Source organism: Mycobacterium sp. Panama NTM2 (genome assembly GCF_054355555.1).
This window is the reverse complement of sequence record NZ_CM135953.1, coordinates 2,335,241-2,348,125: the sequence shown is the minus strand read 5'-3', so window position 1 is coordinate 2,348,125 and position 12,885 is coordinate 2,335,241. Positions and strand designations below refer to the sequence as shown.

Below are 12,885 nucleotides of genomic sequence, written 5' to 3'. Positions count from 1 at the left end.
TCAGACGGCGCTCTTCAGGTCGTCGACCTTGTTCAGCTGCTCCCACGGCAGCTCGATGTCCGTGCGACCGAAGTGGCCGTACGCCGCGGTCGGCGCATAGATCGGCCGCAGCAGGTCGAGGTCGCGAACGATCGCGCCGGGACGCAGGTCGAACACCTCGAGAATGGCCTTTTCGATCTTCACCGGGTCGACGGTCTCGGAGCCGAACGTCTCCACGAACAGACCCACCGGGGCCGCCTTGCCGATCGCGTAGGCGATCTGGACCTCGACGCGCTCGGCGAGGCCGGCGGCGACCACGTTCTTGGCGACCCAGCGCATCGCGTAGGCGGCCGAGCGGTCCACCTTGGACGGGTCCTTGCCCGAGAACGCGCCGCCACCGTGGCGCGCCCAGCCGCCGTAGGTGTCGACGATGATCTTGCGGCCGGTCAGGCCCGCGTCGCCCATCGGGCCGCCGAGCACGAACTTACCGGTCGGGTTGACCAGGATGCGCGGATTGGACGTGTCGAGGGTGTCGTGGCCGAGCTCGGTGAGCACGGCGTCGATGACGTGCTGCTTGATCTCGGGAGTCAGCTGACTGTCCAGGTCGATGCCGTCGGCGTGCTGGGTGGACAGCACCACGGTGTCCAGGCGCACCGGGGTGGTGCCGTCGTACTGCACCGTGACCTGGGTCTTGCCGTCGGGACGCAGGTAGTCGAGCGTGCCGTTCTTGCGGACCTCGGTCAGCTTGCGCGACAGGCGGTGCGCCAGCGCGATCGGCAGCGGCATCAGCTCAGGCGTGTCGGCGATCGCGTAGCCGAACATCAGGCCCTGGTCGCCGGCGCCCTGCGAATCCAGCGGGTCGGCCGCACCCTCGACGCGCGTCTCGTGGGCGGTGTCCACGCCCTGGGCGATGTCGGGCGACTGCGCACCGATGCCGATGTTGACGCCGCACGTCAGGCCGTCGAAGCCCTTGTCGGAATGGTCGTAGCCGATGTCGAGGATGCGCGCACGCACGGTGTTGGTGATGTCGGCGAACGCTTCCTTGGCCGTGGTGGTCACCTCGCCCACCACGTGCACCTGGCCGGTCGTGACCAGGGTCTCGACCGCCACACGGGACTTCGGATCGCCGGCCAGCAGGGCGTCGAGCACCGAATCGCTGATCGCGTCGCAGATCTTGTCCGGGTGCCCTTCGGTCACCGACTCACTGGTAAACAGCCGAGCATCACTCACGTGCGATCCCTTTCACTTCCACTGTCTGTGCCGGCACACGGCGGCGCCACTGGCACCCAAGCGTGTCCCCCTGCGGCGCGCAACCTTTACGCGCACGCGTCGTACCTCCGTCGTTCGCCGCTCACCTGCTCTGCAGGAAGCCGACGATCGCGTCCACAATACGGCTCGCCATCACGGTCTTCGAACCGTGCTCCAGTGCGGCCTCCTTGCCGTCGGCGGACAGCAGCCAGCCGTCGTTGTGGTCGACCTCGAAAGCCCGGTTCTCCCCCACCGCATTGACGACGAGCAGATCGCACCCTTTGCGGGCGAGCTTGGCCCGCGCGTGGAACAGCACGTCGCCGTTGGCGTCGCCGGTCTCCGCCGCGAAACCCACGATGGCCCGCATGTTGGGCAGCTGCCCGTCGGCGCGGGACCGCACCGCGCCGGCCAGCACGTCGTCGTTACGGACCAGCTCGATGGTCGGCTCGCCCTCGCCCGCCGGGCCCTTCTTGATCTTGGTGAGCACCGGGTTGGCGGGCCGGAAATCGGCGACCGCAGCGGCCATCACCAGCACGTTGGCCGCCGCGGCGTGCTTGGACACCGCGTCGCGCAGCGCAGTGGCCGACCCGACGTGCTCGACGTGCACGCCGGCCGGGTCGATCAGCCCGGCGGTGTGTCCGGCGATGAGCGTGACATCGGCGCCGCGTTGCGCCATCACCCTGGCCAGCGCGTAGCCCTGTTTACCCGAGCTGCGGTTGCCGATGAACCGCACCGGATCGATGGGTTCGCGAGTGCCGCCGGCGGTGACCAGCACTTTCACCCCGGCCATGTCGTAGGGCAGCGCGTCGCCGCGCGCCAGCAGCAGTTGGGCCAGGGTGCTGATCTCCTCGGCCTCGGGCAACCGCCCGGGACCGGTGTCGGCGCCGGTGAGCCGGCCCGACGCGGGTTCCATCACCACCGACCCGCGCCGGCGCAGGGTCGCGACGTTGTCGACCGTCGCCGGATGGAACCACATCTCGGTGTGCATCGCCGGTGCGTAGAGCACCGGGCAGCGGGCGGTCAGCAGGGTGGCGGTCAGCAGGTCGTCCGCGCGTCCGATGGTGGCGCGTGCCAGCAGGTCCGCGGTGGCCGGCGCCACGACGACGAGGTCGGCGCCCTGGCCGATGCGAACGTGCGGAACCTCGTGGACGTCGTCGAAGACGCCGGTGTGGACGGGATTACCCGACAGCGCCTCGAAGGTGGCCGCGCCGACGAACTTCAGAGCCGATTCGGTGGGAACCACCCGCACGGAGTGGCCCGCCTCGGTGAGCTGACGGACCACCGTCGCCGCCTTGTAGGCGGCGATGCCGCCGGCGACCCCGACGATGATCCGTTTGCGATCGGCCATGGGCCGCAGCCGCTTCTACTCGCCCTCGGTGTGCTCGAGCAGGTCCTCGTGGATCTCGCGCATCGCGATCGACAGAGGCTTCTCCTGCAGACCGGGCTCGACGAGCGGACCGACGTACTCGAGGATTCCGTCACCGAGCTGGTTGTAGTAGTCGTTGATCTGACGTGCACGTTTGGCGGCGTAGATCACCAGCGCGTACTTGCTCGACGCGCGGTCCAGCAACTCGTCGATGGGCGGATTGGTGATGCCCAACGGCGTGTCGTAGGAGCTGGCGGCGGACGGATCGAGGTCCACGGCAGCCAGCCGCGTGTCGGCGTGCGGGGTGCTCACGAAAAAGGTCTCCTGGCGATTCGAATCGAGAAGTTCACGTCTGATCAAGACTGATCGGGCCGCACCGGTGTGTGGGCCACCAGCAAGGATACCAACGCAGCGCACGCCGATTCCACTTCCGTGTTGACGACGACCTCGTCGAAGTCACCCTGGGCGGCCAATTCGGTGCGGGCCGTCGCCAGCCGGCGGGCCATCACCTCGGCGCTCTCGGTGCCGCGGCCGGTCAGTCGGTGTTCGAGGGCCTCCCAGTTGGGCGGCGCGAGGAACACGGTCAGCGCCTCCGGCATGGCCGCCTTCACCGCCCGCGCCCCGGCGAGATCGACCTCGATGAGCACCGGACGACCCTCGGCTGTCGCGGCCCGGACCGGGGCGGCCGGTGTGCCGGAGCGGTGCAGACCGCCGTGGATCTCCGCCCACTCCAACAGCTCACCGTCATCGATGAGGCGTTGGAAGCGCTCGGGCGTGACGAACGAGTAGTCGATGCCGTCGATCTCACCCGGTCGGGGCGCCCGGGTGGTCACCGAGACGCTGAAGTACAGGTCGGCGACCCGGTCCCGCAGGCACCTGACCACGGTCGACTTACCGACGGCAGACGGGCCGGACAGCACCAGGACCGGAGCCCGTGGGTGCGTATCCGGCCGGCCGCCTTCGCTCACCGACCTCCCTTACGAGAAGTCGAACTTTTCCAGCAGGGCCTTGCGCTGGCGATCACCGAGGCCACGCAGTCTGCGGGTCGGGGCGATCTCGAGCTCGGTCATGATCTCCTGGGCCTTGACCTTGCCGACCTTGGGCAGGGCCTCCAGCAGCGCGGAGACCTTCATCTTGCCCAGGACCTCGTCGGTCTCGGCGTCCTTGAGGACCTGCTTGAGGTTGGTGCCGCCGCGCTTGAGCCGATCCTTGAGTTCGGCACGCGCTCGACGTGCGGCAGCAGCCTTCTCCAACGCTGCCGCGCGCTGTTCGTCGGTCAACTGGGGAAGGGCCACGGGTTCCTCCGTATCGTCACCATCTGTTTTTCTCTCGGCCGGTCGTGGTGGATCGCGAACCAGCCAGCGTGGACGACCGTACCCACGCGGGCTGACGAAAGCTAACCCCACCCCCGAGTTCTGCGGCCAAAAGCCCAGCGTGTAGGGCGCGGGAGGGGCGCGCGGCGCGATCGGCGCGCCCACTGGGCCCGCGCTTGCCGAAATCGTGTCCTGCGACGGAAAGCCCTGCATATCGGCGGTTTTCCCGCCACGCGGGCATGACGGTCGTCGCTGCGCCGTCGATGGGCGCCCGTCACACCCGCCACACCCGGGTGTCTCGAGAAATTTTCGCAGGTCAATCGCTGTCGGGCGTGTCGCGCGGAGGCGCTCAACCCTGCAGATGGGCGACCGCGTCGCGCATGCGTTCGGCCGCCGCGCGGACCGCCACGCAGTCCGGGCCCGCCCGCAGCACCTCCCGGGAGACCGCGGGCAGCAGTTGCCCCGGCCTGGCCCCTCCCAGGCCCGCCAGCGCGTCGGGACGGCCACCCTGCGCGCCGACCCCCGGCACCAGGACTGGCCCGCCCAGCGCGCTCACATCCGGCGGATCGGCCACCGTGGCGCCGACGACCACCCCGATCGAACCCGCCCCGGTGTCCGCGTTGGCCGCGGCGGCAGCGTCGACGATCGACTGCGCGACCGTCCCCCCGCCCGCATCGGCGCGCTGCACCGAGGCGCCTTCGGGGTTGGAGGTGGCCGCGAGGACGAACACGCCCCGGCCGTGGGCCAGGGCGGTGTCCACCAGCGGCTGCAGGGATCCGAACCCCAGGTAGGGCGAGGCCGTGACGGCGTCGGCGGCCAGCGGCGACTCCCCCGCCCACGCGGCGGCGTACGCCGCCATCGTCGACCCGATGTCGCCCCGCTTGGCGTCGGCGAGCACCAGCACGCCCTCGGCGCGCAGAGCCGCGATCGTGCGCTCGAGCACGGCGAAGCCCGCCGATCCGTAGGCCTCGAAGAAGGCCACCTGCGGCTTGACCACCGCGAAGCCGGCGAACGCCCGCACACAGATGTCGCTGAATCGGGCCAGGCCGTCGGCGTCGGTGCTCAGCCCCCAGGCCTCGAGCAGTTGCGGGTGCGGGTCGATGCCCGGACACAGCGGTCCGCGACGCGCCATCGCCTCGGACAGCCGGTCGCCGAACCCGCCCACCGGTCAGGACCCCAGCGCGCTGTGCAGCTCCTGCAGCGACATCACACCGATGTCTCCGCGGATGCTCGCCTCGATGCCCTGCACGGCCGCCGATGCGCCCTGCACCGTGGTGACGCATGGGATGTTCATCGCCACCGCCGCCGAGCGGATCTCGTAGCCGTCGATGCGGGGGCCGGAGTTGCCGTAGGGGGTGTTGATCACCATCTGCACGTCACCGGCCTTGATCGCGTCGACGGCCGACACCGCGGGCCGGTCCGGGCTGGGCTCCTCGAAGTGCTTGCGCACCTCATCGCACGGAATGCCGTTGCGGCGCAACATCTCCGCGGTGCCCTCGGTGGCCAGGATGTGGAAGCCGAGATCGGCGAGACGTTTCACCGGGAACACCAGGGACCGCTTGTCGCGGTTGGCCACCGACACGAACACGGTGCCCTGGGCGGGCAGCGAGCCGTAGGCGGCGGTCTGGCTCTTGGCGAACGAACTCCCGAAGTCGTGGGCGATGCCCATCACCTCGCCGGTGGACTTCATCTCCGGGCCCAGCAGTGAATCGATCTGGCTGCCGTCGTGCTTGCGGAAGCGGTGGAACGGCAGGACCGCTTCCTTGACCGCCACCGGGGCGTTGCGCGGCACTGTCGCACCGTCGCCCTCGGCGACCAGCAGACCCTCGTCGCGCAGCCCGGCGATCGTGGCGCCCAGCATGATCCGTGCGCACGCCTTGGCCAACGGCACCGCCGTGGCCTTGGAGACGAACGGAACGGTGCGGCTGGCGCGCGGGTTGGCCTCCAACACGTAGAGCACATCGTCCTTGAGGGCGTACTGCACGTTGAGCAAACCGACCACGCCGACGCCGAACGCGATCGCCTCGGTGGCGCGCCGAACCGCCTCGATGTCGCTGCGGCCCAACGTCACCGGCGGCAAAGCACAGGCGGAGTCGCCGGAGTGGATGCCGGCCTCCTCGATGTGCTCCATGATGCCGCCGATGTAGACCTCGGTGCCGTCGCACAGCGCGTCGACGTCGATCTCGATGGCGTCTTCGAGGAAGCGGTCCACCAGCACGGGATGCTCGGGTGAGAGCTGCGTGGCCCGGGTGATGTAGCCCTCGAGCGTGTCCTCGTCGTAGACGATCTCCATGCCGCGCCCGCCGAGCACGTAGGACGGCCGCACCAGCACGGGGTAGCCGATCTCGGCCGCGATGCGGCGGGCCTGCTCGAAGCTGGTCGCCATGCCGAAGCGCGGCGCGGGCAGTCCGGCGTTGGTGAGGACCTCGCCGAAGCGGCCGCGGTCCTCGGCCAGGTCGATCGCCTCGGGCAGCGTGCCGACGATTGGCACCCCGGCCTTCTCCAAACGCTCCGCGAGCCCCAGCGGGGTCTGGCCGCCGAGCTGCACGATGACCCCGACCACGCCGGGGCCGCCGCGCCCGGAGTACTGCTCGGCGAAGTAGACCTCGAGCACGTCTTCGAACGTCAGCGGCTCGAAGTAGAGCCGGTCGGCGGTGTCGTAGTCGGTCGAGACCGTCTCCGGGTTGCAGTTCACCATGACGGTCTCGAAGCCGGCCTGGCTCAGCGTGGTCGCGGCGTGTACGCAGCTGTAGTCGAACTCGATGCCCTGGCCGATGCGGTTGGGCCCGGAGCCGAGGATCAGCACCTTGGGCTTCTCGGCCTGCGGCGCGACCTCTGTCTCGGCGGCGGGGTCGAGCTCGTAGCTGCTGTAGTGATAGGGCGTCTTGGCCTCGAACTCCGCGGCGCACGTGTCGACGGTCTTGTACACCGGATGGATGCCGAGGCGCCGCCGCAGCGCGCGCACGCCCACCTCGCCCGCCAATTCCGGTCGCAACGCGGCGATCTGGCGATCCGAGAGCCCGTTGTGCTTGCTGCGCCGCAGCAGCTCCTCGCCGAGCACCGGCGCATCGATGATCTCGGCGCGCAGCTCGACCAGTCCGCTGATCTGGTCGACGAACCAGGGGTCGACGCCGGAGGCCTCGGCGACCTGTTCGACGTCGGCGCCCAGTCGCAGCGCGTATTCGATGTCGTAGAGCCGCCCGTCGGTCGGGGTGCGGAGGCGCTCGAGCACCTCATCCACGTCGGCGTCGTCGTCAGGGCCGGTCCAGAACCCGAGCCTGGTGGTCTCCAGCGATCGCATCACCTTGCCGAGGGCCTCGACGAAGTTGCGGCCCAACGACATCGCCTCACCCACCGACTTCATCGTGGTGGTCAGCGTGGCGTCGGCGCCGGGGAACTTCTCGAACGCGAAGCGGGGAGCTTTGACCACGACGTAGTCCAAGGTCGGCTCGAAGCAGGCCGGCGTCTCCTTGGTTATGTCGTTGACGATCTCGTCGAGCGTGTAGCCGATGGCCAGCTTCGCAGCGATCTTGGCGATCGGGAAGCCGGTGGCCTTCGACGCGAGCGCACTCGAGCGAGACACGCGCGGGTTCATCTCGATGACGATCAGGCGGCCGTCTTTCGGGTTGACCGCGAACTGGATGTTGCACCCGCCGGTGTCGACGCCGACCTCGCGCAGGATCTCGATGCCCAGGGTGCGCATGGTCTGGTATTCGCGGTCTGTCAGCGTCATCGCCGGCGCGACGGTCACCGAGTCGCCGGTGTGCACGCCCATCGGGTCGAAGTTCTCGATCGAGCACACCACCACCACGTTGTCGTGGTGATCGCGCATCAGCTCGAGCTCGTATTCCTTCCAGCCGTAAATCGATTCCTCGATCAGCACGTTCGCCGACGGGGACGCCGCCAGGCCGTCGCCCGCCATCCGCTCGACGTCCTCGGCCGAGTACGCCATCCCCGAGCCCAGCCCGCCCATCGTGAAGCTGGGCCGCACCACCACGGGCAGCCCGAGGTCGGCGACGGTCTCGCGCACCTCGTTCATCGTGAAACAGACTCGGCTGCGGGCGGATTCACCGCCCACCTTGGCCACGATGTCCTTGAACTTCTGCCGGTCCTCACCGCGCTGGATGGCGTCGAAGTCGGCACCGATCATCTCGACGTCGTAGCGCTCCAGCGCGCCGCTCTCGTACAGCGAGACCGCGGTGTTCAGCGCGGTCTGACCGCCGAGGGTGGCCAGCACGGCGTCGATCTTGTTGCCGCGCTCGGCCTGCTGGGCGATGACCTTCTCGACGAACGCGGGGGTGATGGGCTCGACATAGGTGTTGTCGGCGTACTCGGGGTCGGTCATGATCGTCGCCGGGTTGGAGTTGATCAGGGTGACCTGCAGCCCCTCGGCGCGCAGCACGCGGCAGGCCTGAGTGCCCGAATAGTCGAACTCGGCGGCCTGACCGATCAGGATCGGCCCGGACCCGATGACCAGGATGTGGTTGAGGTCGGTACGGCGCGGCATCTATTTCTCTCCCGCCATCAAGTCGATGAACTGGTCGAACAGGTAGTTCGCATCGCGGGGGCCCGCGGCGGCCTCCGGGTGGTACTGCACGGAGAACGCCCGACCGTTGGCCAGCGCCACGCCTTCGACCACCCCGTCGTTGGCGCAGGTGTGGGTGACCACCGCGGCGCCGAACGGTGTGTCGAACTCTTCGCCGGCCTCCCCCTCGAGGGCGAAACCGTGGTTCTGCGCGGTGATCGACACGCGGCCGGTGGCGTGGTCCATCACCGGGATGTTGATGCCGCGGTGCCCGAACGTCATCTTGTAGGTCCCCCGGCCCAGCGCCCGGCCGAGGATCTGGTTGCCGAAGCAGATCCCGAACAGCGGTGTGCCGGCGTCGATCACCTGTTTGGTGACTTCGACCAGGTGGTCAGCGGTGGCGGGGTCGCCCGGTCCGTTGGACAGGAACACCCCGTCGGGGCGCAGATCGGCGATCTCGGCGAAACCGGCCGACGACGGCAGCACGTGGGTGCGGATGCCACGCTCGGAGAAGTTGCGGGGGGTGTTGGTCTTGATACCCAGATCCAGCGCCACCACCGTGAACCGTTGCGCGCCGGCAGGTTCCACGACGTAGCGGTCGTCGGTACTGACCTCGCCGGCCAGATCGGCGCCGAGCATCGCGGCCTGGCCGCGCACCCGGGCCAGCAGTTCCTCGGTGTCCGCCAGCGCGTCGCCGGAGAACACCCCGGCCTTCATCGACCCGCGGCTGCGCAGATGTCGCACCACCGCGCGGGTGTCGATGCCGGCGATGCCCACGATTCCCTGGCGGCGCAGTTCGTCGTCGAGGGTGCCGGTGGCCCGCCAGTTCGAGGCCCGCGGCGAGGGATCCCTGACCGCGTAGCCCGCGACCCAGATCTTGTCGCCGCGGCTCTCGCCGTCCTCGTCGTTCCAGCCGGTGTTGCCGATCTGCGGCGCCGTGGCGACCACGATCTGGCGGTGGTAGCTGGGGTCGGTCAGGGTTTCCTGATATCCCGACATGCCGGTGGAGAACACCGCCTCGCCGAGCGTCTCACCCTCCGCACCGAACGGTGTGCCGGTGAAAACCCGGCCGTCTTCGAGCACGAGCACGGCCACGTTCGCCGTCATGCCACCTCCTCGGGGAGCCATTTCGAATAGTCGCGCCGGTTGTCGGCGCGGAAGCCGGTGTCGATCTCGACCCCGGTGGGCAGCCGCCACCGGATCGCCAGGATGCCGTCGTGGGTGAGAGCTTTGCCGGCGAGACTCTTCTCGGCGCGGATGTCCGTGATCATCTCGTCCGGAATCCAGATCGGGCCGGCGCCCGTGCGCTGCATCATGATTCCCTCGGGATACCGGGTCAACACGGCCTTGGCGCGAAAGCCCAAGTCCGCCGCGGCGACCCGGTCGTTCCAGTTCGGCACCAGGGTGGACCCGACGTAGAGGCCCTTGGTGGGTGAGACGATCGCCGCTCCGACGGTGTCGGGGAGCTGCGGCAGCGTGCCGAGCAGTTGCGCCTGCCGTTCGGCGCGGCGCCGCCAGCCGCGCAGCATCACGCCGATCAGCACCGCGATCAGCAGCGCCAGGGTCGCGGCCATGATCAGCGAGGCCACCAGCGTCGCGGTGTTCATGCGCCCGCCTTCCCGTCACGGGCGGTGACGGTGCCGCGCAGCAGGGTCGCCGTCACGACGGCCGGCAACTCCATTGCCTCGTACGGGGTGTTGTCGGAGCGGCTGGCCAGTGCGGCACCGGTGACCGTCCAGCGCGCATCGGGGTCGACGACGGTCAGGTTCGCGGGCTCGCCCACCTCGAGCGGGCGGCCCTGGTCGGGCAGGCCGACGATGCGGGCGGGCGCCTCGCTCATCACCCGGGCGACGTCGCGCCAGGTCAGCAGGCCGGGCCGCACCATCGTGTCGACGACCACCGACAGCGCGGTCTGCAGTCCGAGCATGCCCGGCCGCGCGTGGGCGAACTCGCACATCTTCTCGTGTTCGGCGTGCGGGGCGTGATCGGTTGCCACACAGTCGATCACGCCGTCGGCCAGCGCCTGACGCAGTGCGACGGCGTCGGCGGCCTCGCGCAGCGGCGGGTTGACCCGGTCGCGGCCGTCGTAGGAGGACAGCCGGCTGTCGTCGAGCAGCAGGTGGTGCGGAGTCACCTCCGCGGTGATCGCGATGCCCTGCTCCTTGGCCCACCGGATCAGCTCCACGGTGCCCGCCGTCGAGGCGTGGCAGATGTGCACCCGGGCGCCGGCGTCGCGGGCGAGCAAGGCGTCGCGGGCCACGATGGATTCCTCGGCGGCGCGGGGCCAGCCGGCCAGGCCGAGCAGCGCCGCGGTGGGTCCTTCATGCGCCACCGCACCGACCGTCAACCGCGGCTCCTCGGCGTGTTGGGCGATCAACACGCCGAGCCCCGAGGCGTATTCGAGCGCGCGGCGCATCACCAGCGGATCGTCGACGCACACCCCGTCGTCGGAGAACATCCGGACCTTGCCCACACCTGCGGCCATCAGCCCCATCTCGGTGAGCTGCTTGCCCTTCAGCCCGACGGTGACCGCGCCGACGGGATGCACGTCGACCAGCCCGACCTGCTGCCCGCGGTGCCACACGTGGTCGGTGACGACTGCGGAGTCGGCGACCGGGTCGGTGTTGGCCATCGCGAACACCGCGGTGTACCCGCCCAGTGCCGCTGCCGCCGAACCGGTCTCGATGTCCTCGGCGTACTCGCGGCCTGGTTCGCGCAAATGCGTGTGCAGGTCGACGAAGCCGGGCAGGAGGATCTGACCCGGCGCGTCGATGGTGTCGTCACCGGTGAGACCCGTACCGATCTCGGCGATCTGGCCGTCGTCGACGCGCACGTCGACCGGGTCACCCTCGCCGTACAGCAGCACACCTTTGAGAACCGTCATGCGCTGATCGCCTCCACTTCGGTACCGACGAGCAGATGGAACAGCACCGCCATGCGCACATGCACGCCGTTGGAAACCTGTTGCAGCACAGCCGATTGCGACGAGTCAGCGACCGAGTGTGCGATTTCCATGCCGCGCAGCATGGGACCGGGGTGCAGGACGACGGCGTGCTCGGCCAGCTGCGCCTGCCGCTTCTCCGACAGGCCGTAGCGCACCGAATACTCCCGCGACGACGGGAAGAAGCCGCCGTTCATCCGCTCGGCCTGCACGCGCAGCATCAGCACGGCATCGGCGAGCGGCAGTTCGGCGTCGAGCTCATGGGAGACGGTGACGGGCCACCCGTCGACCCCGACGGGCAGCAGGGTCGGCGGAGCAATGAGTACCACCTCTGCGCCGAGTGTGTGCAGCAGCGCGACATTCGATCGGGCGACCCGGCTGTGCAGGACGTCGCCGACGATCACGACGCGCTTGCCGTCGACGGAGCCGAGCCGCTGCCGGATGGTCAGCGCGTCGAGCAGCGCCTGGGTGGGGTGCTCATGGGTGCCGTCGCCGGCGTTGATGACGCTGGGTCCGCCGGCCTCGTCGAGGGTCCACGCGGCGAGCTGCTGGGCGGCGCCCGAGGCGGGATGGCGGACGATCAGAGCGTCGGCCCCGGCCGCGCGCAGCGTCAGAGCGGTGTCGCGCAGCGACTCCCCCTTGGCCACCGACGATCCCGAGGCGCTGACGTTGATCACGTCGGCGCTCATCCACTTGCCCGCGACCTCGAACGAGACCCGGGTGCGGGTGGAGTTCTCGTAGAACATCGTGATGATCGTGCGGCCGCGCAGCGTCGGCAGCTTCTTGACCTCGCGGCCGAGCAGGGCCTCACGGAACCGGTCGGCATCGTCGAGGATCGCGGTCGCGTCGTCGCGGCTCAGGTCTGCCGCCGTCAGAAGATGTTTCACCGTTGCGGACCTCCCTGCGGTGCGATGGAAACGCCGTCGTGGCCGTCGTTCTCGGTGAGCCGCACCTTGACGTTCTCGCTGCGCGAGGTCGGCACGTTCTTGCCGACATAGTCGGCGCGGATCGGCAGTTCGCGGTGACCGCGGTCCACCAGGACGGCCAGCTGCACGGCGCGGGGCCGGCCGAGGTCGCGCAGCGCATCCAGCGCCGACCGCACGGACCTCCCGGTGTAGAGCACGTCGTCGACCAGGATCACCAGGGCGCCGTCGATGCCGCCCTGCGGGATCGACGTCGGAGCCAGTGCCCTGGGCGGCTTCGACATCAGGTCGTCGCGGTAGAGGGTGGTGTCGAGTGCACCGTGCGCGACGTCGGTTCCGCTGAATTCGGCGATGTTGGAGGCCAGCCGCGTGGCGAGTGTCACGCCGCGGGTGGGGATTCCGAGAAGGACTACCTGCGGAGCGTCGGGCGCGTCCAACGCGGTCTTCTCGATGATCTGGTGGGCGATGCGGGCGATCGTTCGACTCACGTCCGCCGCGGACATCAACTCCCGGTCACTGGTGGCAGCCACGGGTAACCCGGACCTCCTTCTCCGCCTCACGGGACGGTCGTTAAAGGACGGTCAAATCGC

At 69.5% G+C, this 12,885-nt stretch carries 12 protein-coding genes; all 12 read right to left on the bottom strand.

The genetic code is table 11. From position 1 onward, the window contains the following. The 12 genes from metK to pyrR all read right to left on the bottom strand — a co-directional run bounded on the left by metK (position 1) and on the right by pyrR (position 12,798). Positions 1 to 1,209, bottom strand: coding sequence for a methionine adenosyltransferase (gene metK, locus ACXYX3_RS11230; protein ID WP_241203761.1), 1,209 nt, complete (start codon positions 1,207 to 1,209; stop codon positions 1 to 3). Between the two features lie 121 nt (positions 1,210 to 1,330). Continuing rightward, complete coding sequence (gene coaBC, locus ACXYX3_RS11225; RefSeq protein WP_241203762.1) at positions 1,331 to 2,575, bottom strand: bifunctional phosphopantothenoylcysteine decarboxylase/phosphopantothenate--cysteine ligase CoaBC; 1,245 nt, start codon at positions 2,573 to 2,575, stop codon at positions 1,331 to 1,333. A gap of 15 nt (positions 2,576 to 2,590) precedes the next feature. After that, positions 2,591 to 2,905, bottom strand: coding sequence for a DNA-directed RNA polymerase subunit omega (gene rpoZ, locus ACXYX3_RS11220; protein ID WP_057146494.1), 315 nt, complete (start codon positions 2,903 to 2,905; stop codon positions 2,591 to 2,593). Positions 2,906 to 2,949: 44 nt separating this feature from the next. Continuing rightward, positions 2,950 to 3,561 (bottom strand): guanylate kinase, encoded by a 612-nt coding sequence (gene gmk / locus ACXYX3_RS11215; RefSeq protein ID WP_241203763.1) that lies wholly within the window; start codon positions 3,559 to 3,561, stop codon positions 2,950 to 2,952. A gap of 9 nt (positions 3,562 to 3,570) precedes the next feature. Next, the gene (gene mihF, locus ACXYX3_RS11210) at positions 3,571 to 3,888 is read right to left on the bottom strand and encodes an integration host factor, actinobacterial type (RefSeq protein ID WP_003932123.1); all 318 of its coding nucleotides are present in this window, start codon (positions 3,886 to 3,888) and stop codon (positions 3,571 to 3,573) included. Between the two features lie 367 nt (positions 3,889 to 4,255). Further along, positions 4,256 to 5,071: an orotidine-5'-phosphate decarboxylase gene (gene pyrF / locus ACXYX3_RS11205; RefSeq protein WP_458611727.1), complete on the bottom strand. Its 816-nt coding sequence runs from the start codon at positions 5,069 to 5,071 to the stop codon at positions 4,256 to 4,258. A gap of 3 nt (positions 5,072 to 5,074) precedes the next feature. Further along, positions 5,075 to 8,413 (bottom strand): carbamoyl-phosphate synthase large subunit, encoded by a 3,339-nt coding sequence (gene carB, locus ACXYX3_RS11200; RefSeq protein WP_458611726.1) that lies wholly within the window; start codon positions 8,411 to 8,413, stop codon positions 5,075 to 5,077. Then, positions 8,414 to 9,538 (bottom strand): glutamine-hydrolyzing carbamoyl-phosphate synthase small subunit, encoded by a 1,125-nt coding sequence (carA, locus tag ACXYX3_RS11195; RefSeq protein ID WP_458611725.1) that lies wholly within the window; start codon positions 9,536 to 9,538, stop codon positions 8,414 to 8,416. Continuing rightward, the gene (locus ACXYX3_RS11190) at positions 9,535 to 10,038 is read right to left on the bottom strand and encodes a PH-like domain-containing protein (RefSeq protein ID WP_458611724.1); all 504 of its coding nucleotides are present in this window, start codon (positions 10,036 to 10,038) and stop codon (positions 9,535 to 9,537) included. The genes carA and ACXYX3_RS11190 overlap by 4 nt, the downstream gene beginning before the upstream one ends. Beyond that, complete coding sequence (locus tag ACXYX3_RS11185; RefSeq protein ID WP_458611723.1) at positions 10,035 to 11,315, bottom strand: dihydroorotase; 1,281 nt, start codon at positions 11,313 to 11,315, stop codon at positions 10,035 to 10,037. The genes ACXYX3_RS11190 and ACXYX3_RS11185 overlap by 4 nt, the downstream gene beginning before the upstream one ends. Further along, positions 11,312 to 12,259: an aspartate carbamoyltransferase catalytic subunit gene (locus ACXYX3_RS11180; RefSeq protein WP_241203769.1), complete on the bottom strand. Its 948-nt coding sequence runs from the start codon at positions 12,257 to 12,259 to the stop codon at positions 11,312 to 11,314. The genes ACXYX3_RS11185 and ACXYX3_RS11180 overlap by 4 nt, the downstream gene beginning before the upstream one ends. After that, the gene (pyrR, locus tag ACXYX3_RS11175; RefSeq protein ID WP_241203875.1) at positions 12,256 to 12,798 is read right to left on the bottom strand and encodes a bifunctional pyr operon transcriptional regulator/uracil phosphoribosyltransferase PyrR; all 543 of its coding nucleotides are present in this window, start codon (positions 12,796 to 12,798) and stop codon (positions 12,256 to 12,258) included. Before pyrR ends, ACXYX3_RS11180 begins: the two co-directional genes overlap by 4 nt. Positions 12,799 to 12,885 lie beyond the last annotated feature (87 nt).